The organism is Pseudomonas sp. PDM21, assembly GCF_014852505.2.
In the GTDB taxonomy this organism is placed as follows: Bacteria; Pseudomonadota; Gammaproteobacteria; order Pseudomonadales; family Pseudomonadaceae; genus Pseudomonas.
In genome coordinates this window covers 2,547,550-2,562,505 of sequence record NZ_CM181223.1, presented here as the reverse complement: position 1 = coordinate 2,562,505, position 14,956 = coordinate 2,547,550, and the positions used below count along the sequence as shown (strand labels likewise).

At 66.1% G+C, this 14,956-nt stretch carries 15 protein-coding genes; 10 read left to right on the top strand and 5 right to left on the bottom strand.

Annotated features, from left to right (window positions below; all coding sequences use genetic code 11):
- Nucleotides 1–81: 81 nt before the first annotated feature.
- The gene (locus IB275_RS12115) at nucleotides 82–942 is read left to right on the top strand and encodes a LysR substrate-binding domain-containing protein (protein WP_192295172.1); all 861 of its coding nucleotides are present in this window, start codon (nucleotides 82–84) and stop codon (nucleotides 940–942) included.
- A gap of 160 nt (nucleotides 943–1,102) precedes the next feature.
- On the opposite strand, the gene IB275_RS12110 is transcribed toward IB275_RS12115, so the two are convergent.
- Entirely contained in the window at nucleotides 1,103–1,981 is an 879-nt protein-coding gene (locus IB275_RS12110) for a LysR substrate-binding domain-containing protein (protein ID WP_192295171.1), read from the bottom strand.
- Between the two features lie 333 nt (nucleotides 1,982–2,314).
- Between IB275_RS12110 and IB275_RS12105 the strand changes: the two genes are divergently transcribed.
- The 7 genes from IB275_RS12105 (at nucleotide 2,315) to IB275_RS12075 (ending at nucleotide 9,772) form a co-directional block, all read left to right on the top strand.
- Nucleotides 2,315–3,673 (top strand): MFS transporter, encoded by a 1,359-nt coding sequence (locus tag IB275_RS12105; protein WP_192295170.1) that lies wholly within the window; start codon nucleotides 2,315–2,317, stop codon nucleotides 3,671–3,673.
- A 170-nt stretch (nucleotides 3,674–3,843) separates the two neighbouring features.
- On the top strand, nucleotides 3,844–4,365 hold the full coding sequence (locus tag IB275_RS12100; RefSeq protein WP_192223093.1) for an RNA polymerase sigma factor: 522 nt from the start codon (nucleotides 3,844–3,846) through the stop codon (nucleotides 4,363–4,365).
- A gap of 107 nt (nucleotides 4,366–4,472) precedes the next feature.
- A complete protein-coding gene (locus tag IB275_RS12095; RefSeq protein ID WP_192295328.1) occupies nucleotides 4,473–5,396 on the top strand; it encodes a FecR family protein in 924 nt (307 codons plus the stop codon).
- A 122-nt stretch (nucleotides 5,397–5,518) separates the two neighbouring features.
- Entirely contained in the window at nucleotides 5,519–8,122 is a 2,604-nt protein-coding gene (locus IB275_RS12090; protein WP_192295169.1) for a TonB-dependent receptor, read from the top strand.
- Nucleotides 8,123–8,314: 192 nt separating this feature from the next.
- Nucleotides 8,315–8,914 carry a biliverdin-producing heme oxygenase gene (locus tag IB275_RS12085; protein ID WP_192295168.1) on the top strand — a complete coding sequence of 200 codons (600 nt, stop codon included), beginning with the start codon at nucleotides 8,315–8,317 and terminating at the stop codon, nucleotides 8,912–8,914.
- On the top strand, nucleotides 8,895–9,344 hold the full coding sequence (locus IB275_RS12080; RefSeq protein ID WP_412547955.1) for a YbaN family protein: 450 nt from the start codon (nucleotides 8,895–8,897) through the stop codon (nucleotides 9,342–9,344). Before IB275_RS12085 ends, IB275_RS12080 begins: the two co-directional genes overlap by 20 nt.
- A gap of 59 nt (nucleotides 9,345–9,403) precedes the next feature.
- Nucleotides 9,404–9,772, top strand: a complete 369-nt coding sequence (locus tag IB275_RS12075) for a YajD family HNH nuclease (protein WP_192295167.1) — start codon at nucleotides 9,404–9,406, stop codon at nucleotides 9,770–9,772.
- 490 nt (nucleotides 9,773–10,262) lie between these two features.
- Here the strand turns inward: IB275_RS12075 and IB275_RS12070 are convergent, their stop codons facing one another.
- The 3 genes from IB275_RS12070 to IB275_RS12060 form a co-directional block, all read right to left on the bottom strand.
- Nucleotides 10,263–11,258 (bottom strand): LLM class flavin-dependent oxidoreductase, encoded by a 996-nt coding sequence (locus IB275_RS12070; protein ID WP_081516739.1) that lies wholly within the window; start codon nucleotides 11,256–11,258, stop codon nucleotides 10,263–10,265.
- 343 nt (nucleotides 11,259–11,601) lie between these two features.
- Nucleotides 11,602–12,015: an arsenate reductase ArsC gene (locus tag IB275_RS12065; RefSeq protein ID WP_192295166.1), complete on the bottom strand. Its 414-nt coding sequence runs from the start codon at nucleotides 12,013–12,015 to the stop codon at nucleotides 11,602–11,604.
- An 80-nt stretch (nucleotides 12,016–12,095) separates the two neighbouring features.
- A complete protein-coding gene (locus IB275_RS12060) occupies nucleotides 12,096–12,587 on the bottom strand; it encodes a DUF1543 domain-containing protein (RefSeq protein ID WP_192295165.1) in 492 nt (163 codons plus the stop codon).
- Nucleotides 12,588–12,751: 164 nt separating this feature from the next.
- Between IB275_RS12060 and IB275_RS12055 the strand changes: the two genes are divergently transcribed.
- Together IB275_RS12055 and IB275_RS12050 are read left to right on the top strand one after the other, a co-directional pair.
- Complete coding sequence (locus IB275_RS12055; protein ID WP_192295164.1) at nucleotides 12,752–13,432, top strand: TetR/AcrR family transcriptional regulator; 681 nt, start codon at nucleotides 12,752–12,754, stop codon at nucleotides 13,430–13,432.
- Between the two features lie 76 nt (nucleotides 13,433–13,508).
- Nucleotides 13,509–13,802, top strand: a complete 294-nt coding sequence (locus tag IB275_RS12050) for a hypothetical protein (protein ID WP_081516735.1) — start codon at nucleotides 13,509–13,511, stop codon at nucleotides 13,800–13,802.
- Between the two features lie 7 nt (nucleotides 13,803–13,809).
- Here the strand turns inward: IB275_RS12050 and IB275_RS12045 are convergent, their stop codons facing one another.
- Complete coding sequence (locus tag IB275_RS12045) at nucleotides 13,810–14,946, bottom strand: DUF1615 domain-containing protein (protein ID WP_405307925.1); 1,137 nt, start codon at nucleotides 14,944–14,946, stop codon at nucleotides 13,810–13,812.
- Between the last annotated feature and the right edge of the window lie 10 nt (nucleotides 14,947–14,956).

Sequence of the window (14,956 nt, the reverse complement as noted above, 5' to 3'; positions counted from 1 at the left end):
GCCTGGGCATAACTTGCCGGCCGGGCAGATATCGTTCAAATTGTTTATCACGATGCACTTCATAAGTCTGACATATACCTCATGAACCTCTTCCAGCTCCGCGCCTTCGACGCCGTCGCCCGCGAACGCAGCTTCACCCGCGCCGCCGAGCGCCTGTTCATCAGCCAGCCGGCCGTGACCGGGCACGTGAAGGCGCTGGAGGAGCACTACCAGGTCAACCTGTTTCGCCGTACCGCGCGCGGCGTGGAGCTGACAGAAGATGGCGTACGCCTGTCGGCCATCAGTCGCACCCTGTTTGCCCTGGAGGAGGAAGCCGAAGCCGTGCTCGACGCCAGCCGCGAGCTGGTGACCGGGCGTATCGAAGTGGCCGCCGACGGCCCGCACCTGGTGATGCCGATGCTTGCCCGGCTGCGCGCGCGCTACCCCGGCATCACCGTCAACCTGCGCCTGGGCAATGCGCAGGAAACCCTTGCCGCGCTGATGGACGAGCACGTCGATATCGCCGTGCTGACCGAGGTGGAGCCGCGCGCCGGGCTGTTCCTGCGCGAGCTGGTGGAGTCGCGCATCTGCGCCCTGGTGCCGGCCAACCATGCCTGGAGCGAGCATGCTGGCGAGCTGCCGCTGGGCGAGCTGGACCAGCAGATCATGGTGCTGCGCGAGCCCGATTCGATCACCCGGCGCACCTTCGATGCGGCCTGCTCGGCGGCATCGGTCGAGCCCCGCGTGCTGCTGGAGCTGGACAGCCGCGAGGCCGTGACCGAAGCGGTGGCAGCGGAGCTGGGGATCGGCATCGTGTCGTCGCTGGAGGTCAGTCCGGACCCACGGGTAAAGGCGATTCCGCTGGGCGGCAACGGCCTGCTCAACCGCCACGCCATCGGCTGCCTGGAGCGGCGCCGGGGGTTGCGGGTAGTGAGTGCGTTTCTGGAATTGGCGGAGGGCTGAGGATCATCGCCTGAATCGACTTCAGGAGCGCCGCGCGCAGATATCCCCTGTAGGGCGCATAACACCCAGGGCGTTATCCGCCGTCCTGGCGAATAACCCGTTCCGGGTTATTCGTCCTACGGGTGCCGACGGAATCTTAGGAAGGATGCGAACAGCCGCCCTACTCCGCCGGCAGATCTTCCTTCACCAGATCGAGAAAGGTCGCCACGATCCGCCGGGTGCTCTGCTCACGCAGGCACACCAGCGTCTCGCTCATGCGCCAGTGGCAGTCGAGGATCGGCAGCGCATGCACGCGCGCATCGGCCCCCAGTTCGGCAGCCGACACCACGCCGACGCCAATCCCCACCGCTACCGCTTCCAGCGACGCCTCGCGGCCTTCCACCTCGATGGCCGGGCGGATGCGCCAGCCAGCGCGGGCCATCTCCGCCTCGAGCATCTGCCGGGTCACCGAGCCCTGCTCGCGCAACACCAGCGGCGTGTCGTCGAGGTCGGACAGTTCGATGGACTCGCGCCCGGCCCAGGGATGGCTGCGGCCGACGAAGGCGACGATGGGGTCGCTGCGCAGGGTGAAGGTCAGCAGGCGCTCGTCCTGCACCTCGCGGCCGAGCAGCGCCAGGTCCGCCTGGTAGTCGAACAGGCGCTGCAGGGATTCGTCGGTATTGCCCGTTTCCAGCTTCACGCGGATGCCCGGATGGCGCTGGCAGAAGCGCGCGATCTGCGGCAATACGTGCACCGGCGCGTCCACCGCCAGGGTCAGGCTGCCGGTCTGCAACGCGCTGGATTCCTGCAGCAGCTCCTGCGCCTCCGCCTCGATCACGAACAGCCGCTGGGTCACCGCCAGCAGACGTTCACCCAGCTCAGTCAGGCGCACCGAGCGCTTGTTGCGATGGAACAGCAGCACGCCGTAGCGCTCCTCCAGCTTGCGCACCTGGTCGGAAACCGCCGGCTGGGTGAGGAAAAGGCGCTCGGCGGCGCGGGTGAAGCTGCCGTGTACCGCAACGGCATGGAAGGCCTTGAGCTGAGCGTGGGAAACGGACATGGGCGCGCCTCTGCAGGAAGGTTCTGACCGTCTTCTCACCAGCAGACGGAAAGCGACTACAAGGTCATTCGCGCAGAACACTAGCGTCATGGCCCTCTGTCATACAAGTCCAGCTTATTTTTGAAATCTGATAAATCGATTTCAGTTATTTATTCGAAATTGTTTCCATCCCTCCACCGCCGCCGAACCTGAAGGGTTCAGCAAGGCGGCACAGAGCAGTTCCAGCGCTTCTGACCCGCACCGCAAAGATGGTGCGACGTGCTTCGAAAACAAAAATAAAAAAGGCGTTACCCACTGACTGCCGGCACAGCACAACAACAAAGAGGTCAGATCATGCTCAACCCTCACGGCACCGCTTCGCCGCGCGCTTCCCTGGCGCGCTGGAAATGGCAGATCTTCGCCATCACCTGGCTGGCCTACGCAGCCTTCTACTTCACCCGCAAAGCCTTCTCGGTGGCCAAGCTCGGCATCGCCGAAGACCCTACCTTCCATCTCGACAAGATCGCGATGGCCAACCTCGACGCCATCTACCTCACCGCCTACGCGGTGGGCCAGTTCACCTGGGGTGTCTTCGCCGACCGTTACGGCCCGCGTGTGGTGGTGTTCGGTGGCCTGCTGATCTCCGCCGCCGCCGCGCTGGTAATGGGCAGCTTCGCCACCCTGCCGGTCTTCGCTACCTGCATGGTGGTCCAGGGCCTGGCGCAATCCACCGGCTGGTCCGGGCTGTGCAAGAACATTGGCAGCTTCTTCGCCACCCATGAGCGCGGCCGCGTGCTCGGGCTGTGGAGCACCTGCTACGCCTTCGGCGGACTGGTCGCCTCCCCCTTCGCCGGCTGGTGGGCCTATGAAGTGTTCGGCACCTGGCATGCGGCGTTCTATTCCACCGCCGCGGTGGTCGGTGCGGTCGCCATCCTGTTCCTGCTGCTGCAACGCAACCGTCCACAGGACGTCGGCCTGCCGCCGGTGGAAGCCGATGTGCAGCAACCCGAAGCCGTGAACTACGCCGGCTTCAAGCACGAGGGCGAGAACGGCAAGTCCCTGCGCATCCTCGGCAAGGTGCTGCGCAACCGCACCGTGCTGACCCTGGGCCTGGCGTACTTCCTGCTCAAGCCGGCGCGCTACGCGATCCTGCTGTGGGGCCCGGTGATCGTCTACGAACGCATGCCGGGGCTGGGCAAGGTCGGCGCGGCGATCCTGCCTTCGGCCTTCGAGGTCGCCGGACTGCTCGGGCCGATCCTGATCGGCTATGCCTCGGACCGCATCTTCGGCGCGCGGCGCATGCCCGCCTGCGTGATCAGCCTGCTCGGCCTGACCGTCTGCCTGGCGCTGTTCGTCCCGGCCATGCAGACCGGCAGCAGCCTGCTGGTGCTGGCCCTGCTGTTCATGATGGGCCTGACCCTGTACGGACCGGACTCGATGATCAGCGGTTCCGCCGCCGTGGACTTCGGCACCGGCGAAGCGGCCGGCACCGCGGCGGGCTTCGTCAACGGCTGCGGCTCCATCGGTGCGATCCTCGGCGGCCTGCTGCCGGGCTACTTCGACACCTACACCGTGTTCATCGGTTTCACCGTCACCGCGCTGATCGCCGCCGGCATCCTCATCCCGCACTGGAACAGCCGCCCGGAAGCGGCCGACCAGGCGCAATCCAGCAGCGACGAACCTCGCCTGAACGCACGCCCCGTTCGCTCCTGAGTCCCGCTTCCCCCTCACCGGCCGGCTGAGGGAATGGGCGAGGCGCCCCGCGCGCCTCGCCCTTTTTTCGTTGGCGCCTGCACATCCGGAACCACGGATGGGCTTGTGCCATGAGCCCCACCTGAATAACATTGATTATCATTTAAAAATTATTCCTGCTGGACGCCCTTGTGAGCACTTCCAACCTCGACGCGGTCTTCCTGGCCCAGCGCCTGCCTTTGCTGCGCACGCTCGTACGGATGGTGAAGAACCCGAGCATCGCCGAAGACCTGGTGCAGGAAACCTACCTGCGCGTCGCCCGCACCCTGCTCGATCGCCGCATCGATCACCTGGAACCCTTCCTCTTCCAGACCGGCCGCAACCTCGCCCTGGACCACCTGCGCCACCTGCGCATGCAGTCGCGGACCATGCTCGAGGACGTGCCTTTCGACGTGGTGCAGGCCGTGCCGGCGCCCGCCTCCAGCGCCGAGGACCAGTTGCATGCGGAGAAACTGCTCGAGCGCCTGGGTGCCACCCTCGAAGAACTCAGCGAGCGCCAGCAGCGCATCTTCATCCTCAGCCGCCTGCACGGCTGCGGCTACGCGGAGATCGCCGAGCAGCTCGACATCTCGCCCAGCACGGTGCAGAAGGAACTGAAACTGATCATGGCGATCTGTGTCGGACTGGTCAGCCGCCTTGAGGAATCGGTATGACGGACTACCGTTCGCCGGCCGATTCGACAACAATGCGCGGCTCACCACCCCAGCACCGCCCTGAGGATCGCCCCTTGCCCCACGCCACGCCGCCCGACGACCAGCAGATGGCCGAAGCTCTCGACTGGCTGATCCTCGAGGACGACATGGACGCCGCCACCCGCGCGCGCTTCGATGCCTGGCTCGCCGCCAGCGAAGGCAACGCGCGTGCCTACCAGCGCGTGCGCGATGCGTGGCAGTCACCGTTGCTGCCGGTCGCCGCTGCGCGCCTGGAACGCAAACGGGCGCAGGAAAAAGCCCGGCCGCTGCGTCGCCCGCGGCGCTTCTGGAAACCCGTCGCCACGGCTGCGGCGCTGGTACTCGCCATCGGTGTCGTGGTGCAGGGCGACCTGCTGACGCGCCTGCGCGCGGACCATCTCACCGCGGTCGGCGAACGCCAGAAAGTCCAGCTGGCCGACGGCTCGAACGTGCTGCTCAACACCGACACCGCATTCTCCAGCAAGGTCGACGACCAGCAGCGCGTGGCCCGTCTCTACCGCGGCGAAGTGTTCTTCGACGTCGCCCATGACCGCAGCCGCCCCTTCGAGGTGGAGGCCGGGCCAGTGCAGGTCACGGTGCGCGGCACGGCGTTCGCCGTGCGCTACCTCGGCAACGAGGCGGAGGTCAGCGTGCAGCGTGGTGAAGTCGACCTGCGCACGCGACTGGACGACGCCCGCGTCAGCCTCGGCGCCGGCGACAGCATTCGCGTCGGCCCACAGGGCTTCGGCGAGCGCCAGCACGGCGCCGAGGCCGAATCCCAGCTGGCCTGGGTGAAGGGCCGCATGGTGTTCGAGAACTGCCCGCTCAGCCAGGTGCTGGCCGAATTGCGCCGCTACTACCCCGGCTGGATCGTGAATACCAACGAGCGCCTGGAGAACGTCAGCGTCACCGGCAACTGGCGCCTGGACGACCCGCTGGGCGTGGCACGTTCGCTGGCTCAGATCACCTCCGCCGAGCTGCACGAATACCCGAAACTGCTGATCCTCAACTGACTTCCCGCCCCGCACAGAAAGTTTTTTTACGCGATCCGAAAGGCTCGTTCGTTTAGTCAGAAGCCAATGCAATAGATTCGCATTTACGAATGCGAACAAAGACTGACTAAGAGAGCCCTTCGATGACCATTGCTTCTTCGCGTGCCCCCCTGCGCCGGCTGTCCGCGCCGGCCAGCATCTCGCTGCTCGCCCTGTCCATCGGCCTCGCCAGCCTGCCGGTCGCTTCCGCTCTCGCGGCGGAAGCGAGCCAGACTCAGGCCGGCTACAGCTTCGACATCGCCCGCCAACCATTGCCCCAGGCACTCAACGCATTCAGCGCGGTGACCGGCTGGCAGGTTGGCGTGGCCGGTGACCTGGCTGACGGGGTGGTCTCTCCGGGCGTCAGCGGCCGCCTGCCGGCGGAGCGCGCGCTGAAGACCCTGCTCGGCGGCACCGGCCTGAGCGTGCGCCAGCTCGGCCCGCGCAACGTGGTGCTGGAGCGCAACCTCTCCTCCGTCGCCGAGATGCAGCCGCTCACCGTCACCGCGACCCGCCAGGCGCAGAGCGTCACCTCGGTTCCGTCCACGGTGAACGTCGTCGGCCGCGAGGAACTGGACCGCAAGAACGTCAACAGCATCAAGGAACTGGTGCGCGACATGCCCGGCGTCTCCGTCGGCGGCACCGGCAACCGTGCCGGCATCACCGGCTACAACATCCGTGGCATCGACGGCGACCGCGTGCTGACGCAGATCGACGGCGTCGAGATCCCCAACAGCTTCTTCAACGGCCCCTATGCGCAGACCGAGCGCAACTATGTCGACCCGGAAATCGTCAAGCGCGTGGAAGTTCTGCGCGGCCCGGCCTCGGCCCTGTATGGCAGCAACGCCATCGGCGGCGCGGTGAGCTACTTCACCCTCGACCCGGACGACATCATCAAGGACGGCCAGGACGTCGGCGCGCGCCTGAAGACCGGCTACAGCTCCGCCGATGACAGCTGGCTGACCTCCGCCACCGTCGCCGGCCGCCACGACGACTTCGACGGCCTGCTGCACCTGAGCCAGCGCAACGGTCACGAGACCGAGTCCTACGGCAGCACCGGCGGCACCGGCCTGTCGCGCACCGAAGCCAACCCCGAAGACGTGCGCACCACCAACGTGCTGGCGAAACTGGGCTGGAACTACGCAGAAGGCAGCCGCTTCGGCCTGGTCTACGAGAAGTACAAGGACGACGTCGACACCGACCAGAAGAGCGCCTACGGTGGCCCGTACTTCAATGGCGCACCGACCATCCCCGACAGCGTGCTGCCCGGCGGCATGTATCAGTGGCGCACCGGCAACGACACCATCACCCGCGAACGCTACGGTCTGGAACACCAGATGCTGCTGGACAGCGCGGTGGCCGATCACCTGAAGTGGACCTTCAACTACCAGATCGCCAAGACCGACCAGAGCACCGACGAGTTCTACTACCCCATCACCCGCCAGGTGCTGCGGACCCGCGAGACCCAGTACAAGGAGCGCCAGTGGGTGCTCGACCTGCAGATGGACAAGGCCTTCGCCCTGGGCGACACCGACCACCTGCTGACCTACGGCACCACCCTCAAGCGCCAGAAGGTCACCGGCTACCGCGAAGGCGACGCCACCTGCCTGGCTGTCAGCCGCACCTGCACCACCATCGGCGGCCCGAGCTCGGTGGCCTCCGACCGCCTGGCCCGCAGCAGCGACTTCCCGGACCCGACCATCGATACCTACGCCCTGTTCGCCCAGGACGAGATTCGCTGGAACGACTGGACCTTCCTTCCCGGCCTGCGCTACGACCACACCCGCCTGGACCCGCACATCACCGAGGAATTCCTGCGTACCGTCGACCAGAGCGGCGAAGGCGACGTCAGCAGCGAAAGCAAGAGCTGGCACCAGCTCTCGCCCAAGCTCGGCGTGACCTACGCGTTCAACGACAACTACCTGTGGTACGGCCAGTACGCCCAGGGCTTCCGCACCCCGACCGCCAAGGCGCTCTACGGCCGCTTCGACAACCCCACCACCGGCTACCGCGTGGAGCCCAACCCGGACCTGGACCCGGAACGCAGCCAGAGCTACGAGACCGGCCTGCGCGGCAACTTCGAGGAAGGCTCGTTCGACGTGGCGGTCTTCTATAACAAGTACCGCGACTTCATCAACGAAGACGCCATCACCCCCGGCTACGACGAACCGACCTTCACCAGCAACAACATCAAGAACGCCATCATCAAGGGCGTGGAGCTGAAGGGCCGCCTGGAACTGGGCGCCTTCGGCGCGCCGCAGGGGCTCTACACCAAGGGCTCGGTGGCCTACGCCTACGGCCGCAACAAGGACACCGGCGAGCCGATCAACAGCGTCAACCCGCTCACCGGCGTGTTCGGCCTGGGCTACGACGAACAGGCCGGCCGCTACGGCGCCCTGCTCGACTGGACCCTGGTCAAGCGCAAGACCCGCGTCGACGACAGCCAGTTCAACGCCCCCGACGGCACCAGCAGCCAGTTCAAGACCCCGGGCTTCGGCATCCTCGACCTGACCGGCTACTACAAGCTGACCGACGACCTGACCCTCAACGCCGGCCTGTACAACCTCACCGACAAAAAGTACTGGCTGTGGGATGACGTGCGCGGCTACGACGGCGTCGGCGAAGCCTCGGTACTGGCCCCGGCCAACCTTGATCGCCTGACCCAGCCGGGCCGCAACTTCGCGATCAACCTGGTGTGGGATATCTGATGCTCACGCGCCCTCGCTGGTCGTAGGGCGCATAACCTGGAACAGGTTATCCGCCGCCCGGCGCGGCGGATAACGCTGACGCGTTATGCACCCTACAAAAGCTGGCTCGCACAGTGAACGCCGACAATCTTTACGCTTTCCCCGAACTCGTTCGTCTCGTCTGTAAAGACCTGTAATTTCAAGGAATTGGACATGACCACCCTGGAACTCCCCGCCCTGCGCTCGCAGCGCCTGAACGCGCTGACCCACGCCCCCCACGAGCGTCTCGACCACGCCGTGAAGGCCCGCGAGCCCTTCTCCAGCCGCGAGCGTTTCGCCCGCTTTGTGGTCGCCCAGTACCTGTTCCAGTCCGAGCTGCAGGCCCTGTACCAGGACGCCGAGCTGGGCAAGATCTTCCCCGACCTGCCGCAGCGCTGCCGCGCCGAACAGGCCCGCCTGGACCTGGCCGACCTCGACACCCAAGTGCCCGCCCCGGTTGCCGGCGCCATCAGCAACCCGAGCCAGGCACACGCCTTGGGCTGGCTGTTCGTCTCCGAAGGCTCCAAGCTCGGCGCGGCCTTCCTGATCAAGCGCGTCGCTGTGCTGGGCCTGGACGAGAACACCGGCGCCCGTCACCTGGGCGAACCCGAAGGCGGCCGTGCCGAAGGCTGGAAGCGCTTCACCCGCACCCTCGACGGCCTGGAGCTGAGCGAAGCCGAAGAGCGCGAAGCCGAAGCCGGCGCCGTGGCCGCTTTCGAGCGTTTCTCCGAACTGCTGCAACACAGCTACGACAGTGCTCCCGCCGCCGTCTGACGCCCTCGAGCGCGCGCCTGCCGATGCGGCGCGCGCCACCCCCTTCGCCCCCGCGCGCTCGCGGCTGGCCCGGCTGGCATTCGCGTTGCTGGCGTACACCAGCCTCGGCGTGGGCATGGTGGGATTGGTGGTGCCGGGGTTGCCGACCACCGAGTTCGTCCTGCTCGCCGCCTGGGCCGCGTCGAAGAGTTCGCCGCGCCTGTCCGCCTGGCTGGAGAATCACCGGCTGTTCGGCCCCATCCTGCACAACTGGCGCAACGGCCGCGCCATTGCGCGACGCGCCAAGATCAGCGCCAGCCTGGCGATGCTCGCCGCCCTGGCGATCATGCTGGTCACCCTGCCCCACGGCCTCTGGCTGTACGCTGTGATCCTCGGCATGGCGGTTGGCAACCTGTGGATCTGGTCGCGCCCGGATACGCCCAGGCCGTAGCCAGCGCGCGGCAGCGGACTTATGCTGGAAGTCCGATTCCACACTCTCTTCTACGAGCCATGAACCAGCCCACCAGCAAAGTCGACGCCGTCCTCGCCGAAGCCCAACGCCGCCGCGAAACCAGCTACCGCGAAAAAGCCCTGAAGATGTACCCCTGGATCTGCGGGCGCTGCGCCCGCGAGTTCAGCGGCGTGCGCCTGCGCGAGCTGACCGTCCACCACCGCGACCACAACCACGACAACAATCCCGAGGATGGCTCCAACTGGGAACTGCTCTGCCTGTTCTGCCACGACAACGAGCACCAGCGACAGGTGGACCTGCATTACCAGAACAGCAACGACGCGGGCGCCAAGGGCCCGAAGGTCACCCACAAGGGGCTGGCCGGGCTGGCGGACCTGCTGAAGAAGAAGGACCACGGCGAGGCCTGAAGCCTCCCCCATTTGCTGCCGCAGGTTTCTGCCGATGCAGGCGGATGGGTAGGAGCGGACTCCGTCCGCGATTGGCCTGCATCGCGTCGGACACCATCGCGGACAAAGTCCGCTCCTACCGGATAGATCTGCGCTCGGATCGGCCCTCACCCTAACCCTCTCCCAGGGGGAGAGGGGACCGTTCGGTGCCGGATGAAACCACAGCGTCAGCCGGCACGATTTGCTCCCTCTCCCTGAGGGAGAGGGCTGGGGTGAGGGGAAAAGCACAAACACGGAACTACCAGGGAAAGACAGTTGCTCCTACGCCATTCTCGGACGCTGAATCTCCCTGTAGAAGCGGGCCATGCCCGCGATCGCGCCCATGGGGCGATCCTGAAGGCGAGGCTCGGCGCAGTCCTGTAGAAGCGAGCTTGCTCGCGAACCCAGCCCCGCTGCGAGGCCATTCGCGAGCAAGGGCTAGGCGCCCCCTCGGTCCTACGAAGAGCCTTGCTCAGCGCAGGCCGGCAACGATTTCCAGCGAGCGCAGGCGCAGCTCGTGGTCGTAGATGTCGCTGGTGAAGATGATCTCGTCCACACCAGTCTGCTCCAGCAGGATTTCCAGGCGGCTGCGCACCTTCTCCGGGCCGCCGATCACCGCCAGGCCGAAGAAATTGCCCACCGCATCCTGCTCATGGGGCAGCCACAGGCCGGCCATGCTCTTCACCGGCGGTTTCTGTTTCAGGCTGTCGCCACGGATCAGCGCCAATACGCGCTGGAAGGCGGTGGTCGCCAGGTATTCGGCTTCCTCGTCGGTCGGCGCGGCCACCAGCGGCACACCAATCATGGCGTAGGGCTTGTCGAGCACCGCCGAGGGCTGGAAGTTCTCGCGATAAATGCGCAGCGCGTCGTGCAGGTAGCGCGGCGCGAAGTGCGAAGCAAAGGCGTAGGGCAAACCTTTCTGCGCGGCCAGATGGGCGCTGAACAGACTGGAGCCCAACAGCCAGATCGGCACGTTGGTGTCCTCCCCCGGAATTGCCAGCAGCGACTGCTGCGAGCGGCGCGGGCCGAGGAGCATTTCCAGTTCGGCAACCTGCTCGGGGAAGTCCGCGCCGTCGCCCAGGCGATCGCGACGCAGGGCGCGCATGGTCGCCTGGTCGGCGCCGGGCGCGCGGCCCAGGCCCAGGTCGATACGGCCGGGGTAGAGGGTTTCCAGAGTGCCGAAGTTCTCCGCCACCACCAGCGGCGGATGGTTGGGCAGCATCACCCCGCCGGAGCCGACGCGGATGCGCTCGGTCTTGCCGGCGATGTGGCCGATCAGCACGGCGGTGGCCGAGCTGGCGATGCCGTCCATGTTGTGGTGCTCCGCCAGCCAGTAGCGGGTAAAGCCCAGGCGCTCGACGTGCCGGGCAACCTCGACGGCGTTGTTCAGCGCCTCGGCAGCGCTGCCCTGGTCGCGCACGGGCACCAGGTCGAGCATGGAGAAGGCAATATCTGACAGGGACTTCATAGGCACTCCGATTCGGGTCACACAGGCGCTGACACGCAACGCCGCGGACATGACTTTGACCGTGACTCTATCGAGGCACTCCGCGCCTGACCACTTGTCGGGATCGATAGTGCTCATGCCGCCGAGTGATACAGGGCTGCCAGCGTATTGCCATCACCTGTTCACCGGACGGTCACCGCTCTGTCATGCGGAGTGGCCAGAATGCCCTTGCGCTGAAGGACCAGCGCCCCATCTCTACGGGAATCCGCCGCCAATCCTCCCCAGGCAACGGCGAAATCCTGTGGCCTACGAAGCAAAAAGCCCGCATCCGTGCGGGCTTTTTGCTTTGTCATCGCCGGAAGCTTCAGTCGCGGTTCTTCACCATTTCGAAGAGCTTCAGGCGATCGCTGATTTCCTGCAGGGTGTGGCGGAACGGGTCGTGCTGTTCGCTGTGGGCCGGATCGGCGAAGTTCCACACGATCACTTCGCTGGAGTTCGGCAGTTCGTCGCCCTCGTCGGTGGACTTGTCGCACAGGTCGATCAGGTAATCGAAGTGCTGGCCGCGGAATTCGTCGATGGACTTGCTGCGCAGGCCTTCAGCGGAGATCCCGGCGTGCTCCAGCACGTTGCGCGCGCGGGGGTCGATGTCGGTCGGGTGGATACCCGCGCTGAAAGCTTCGAAATGCTCGCCATCGGTGTGCCGCAGCAGCGCTTCGGCCATTGGCGAGCGGGCGTCGTTGGCGACACAGACGAACAGGACTCGGCGTTTCTCGGTCATCTTTACCTCGGCACGGGGGTCGGCTCTGCGCCCCTTATACGTCAGGTTTTATGACAGAGCCGTGTCAGCGCCATGAAGGCTCACAGCACGATGTAGTCGCTGCGCTGCACGATGCCGCGGCTCTCCCCTTCCACCAGGTGCACATAGCGTCCGCCGATCTGGTCAATGGCGATGCAGTCGTCGACGTCGATCACCGCGTCGGTGTGCGCCTTGTCCCAGCTGCGCGGCATGCGACGCTTGGCCCGCACCTTTGCGTCGGCGGCGTCGCGCGCGGCCACCAGCACGTACTGGTGCGCCTCGCCGAAGCTGCCCAGCTCGTAGCCACCCAGGTTGACGAAGAACAGCCGCTGCTCACCCGGCGCCGGCATCGCCTCGCTGAACTCGACGCGATACGCCTCCACGCCCTCCACCTCCAGCCAGGAGTCGATGTGCAGGCCGTCCGGGCTGCCGAACCAGGCCTCGCGCAATTGCGGGTAGGTGGATTTCAGGTTGTCGCCAATGACGAAGGCCACGTCATGGACCTCGATCCGCGCGCGCGGATGGCGTCCCCCCAGCATGACTACGAACAGCATTTCAGACCCTTCCCAGGTTTCAGATTTGGTCTGACAGATCCGTCATACGGCAGGTTCAATCTACTGGCGGATAAATGGCCATCCGCCAGTCAATCCGGTGGGTGGCAATCGCTATATAGAAAGTTATATTCTGAATCTTCGTTTCACTGCCCCGATGTTTTCCCATGCCCCAGACCGCGCCTACCCCGACGCGACGCCGACAACGCCCTGCCCTCAGCATCCGCGACCGCAACCGCCAGCGCATCCTGCTGGCTGCCGGCGAAGAATTTGCCGAGAAGGGCTTCACCGCCGCCAAGACCCAGGACATCGCCAGCCGCGCCGAGCTGCCCAAGTCCAATGTCTACTACTACTTCCAGAGCAAGGAGAACCTCTACCTGCGCCTGCTGGAGAACGTGGTGGACGCGGTGCTGGAAGCCGCCGCCCTGCTGCGCGAGTGCGACGACCCGGCCTGGGCGCTGCCCGCGCATATCCGCGCGCGCCTGCACATCGCCCGGCAGTGGCCGCACGCCTACAAGGTGTTCGCCAGCGAGATGCTCCACGGCGCGCCGCACCTGCCACCGGAGTGGCTGCAACGCCTGCGCGCCGAATCGCGCCGCAACGTCGAGTGCATCGCCGCCTGGATCGACCGCGGCCTGCTCGCCCCGGTGGACCCGCAGCACCTACTGCTGAGCATCTCCGCGGCCACCCGCACCTATGTCGACTTCGACTGGCAGATCGCGATGATCACCGGCAAGGCGCAACCCGCCGCCGATGACTTCGAGGCGGCAGCGGCGACCATCACCCGCCTGGTCCTGCGCGGCACCGAAGCAGAACCGGCGGCGCGCCTGCGTCCCTTGCCGCTGTAGCGGCCAGCGGCGGCTGCACTAAGCTGAGAATGTCCGCACGGCCATGCGCCGTGCCTGCATTCGTCTGGGAGACGCCATGAAATCGCTACTGATCGCCGCATCGCTGATCGTTGTGCAGCCCGCCTTTGCCGCCATCCCCATGCTCAACTACGACTGCCCGAACGATATCCAGATCCACACCGACGAGAACGGGCCGGTCTACATCAATGGCCAGGAAGCCAAGGTCACGCAGAACACCGACAGCACCGTGGTCGCCAAGGGTGAAGGCGTGACCGTGCAGATCAGCACCAACGACGACGGTACTGTCAGCGTCTCCTACACCGGCCCGAACGGCGACAGCGGCGTCTGCGACCCCGCCGAGGGCGACTGATCAAGCGCTACGGCGCCCGCCCCAGGCAGCGCTGGTAGCGCTCGTCGACGCGCTGGGCGAACCAGGCAGTGGTGAGCTGACGGGTGATCTTCGGGCTGTGCAGCGTGATGCCCGGCAGCATCGCCCGCGGCATCGACTTGCCAGCAGCGCGTTCGGCCAGCGCGAAAACCTTGGTGTAGAGCTCCGACTTCGTGAACTCCGGCTTGTCGCCGAGCTCCAGGTCGCGGCGGATTTCCCTTTCGCTCATGCCCAGCTTCGGCCCCAGTGTGCGCACCGCCTTTTCAGTGCTGCCGGCGTCGTAGCTGCCGTAGAGGATCAGGTCGCCATCCAGTGCCAGGGTGATGCCGGTGAGGTCCGCCACCACGCGCTGGAACGCCGCGTTGCGGCTGGCGTACCAGCCCGCGTTGAAGTCGGCGAAACGGTACAGCTGGCGCGGGTAGTTCACCGGGTAGCCGAGCAGATGGGCGATGCCGAAGTACATGCCGCCACGACGGCTGAACACCTCGCGGCGGATGCTGCCGTCCACCGGATACGGATAGCCTTCGGCATGGGCCTGGGCGAACTCGATGCTGACCTGCATCGGCCCGCCGGTATGCACCGGGTTGAAGCGGCCGAACAGCTGCTGGCCCAGCGGTACCCCGCCGATGAAGTCATCGAAGATCGCGCTCAGCTCCCGCTCGGTTTTTGCACTCGCCAGGCGTTGGCTGTAGGTGCGGCCGTTCGGCGATTTCAGCGCCAGCGCGGTATCGATGAGGAAGCCCGGCACATGCACCTTGCCCGCACGCCGGTCGATCTCGGCGCGGGCGATCTTGCCCAGCCCCGGTACGGGCGGGTCAGCCTTGAAGTTGGACTCCTGCTCGGTGATCGCCACGACCGAACAGAGGTTTTCGGTGGTCGCCGGAATGCGCTGGGTGGTGAAGGCGACCTGGATGTCCTTCGCCCAGCCCTGGCGGTCGGACGCGCCAGCGGGAATCAACTTGGCCAGCTTGCCGCGTACCTCTTCCGGAGTCGGCTCCGGCACGCTGGGTGCGCGGCTGCTGCAGCCGGCCAGCGCCAGCAGCGCGGCCACGCCCAGCAGATGAATGAATCGTGATGAAGGCCTTTTCAGGCTGAATGAATCTGCCGTCAGGGCAGCCGCAGTCATAGTCCGTTCC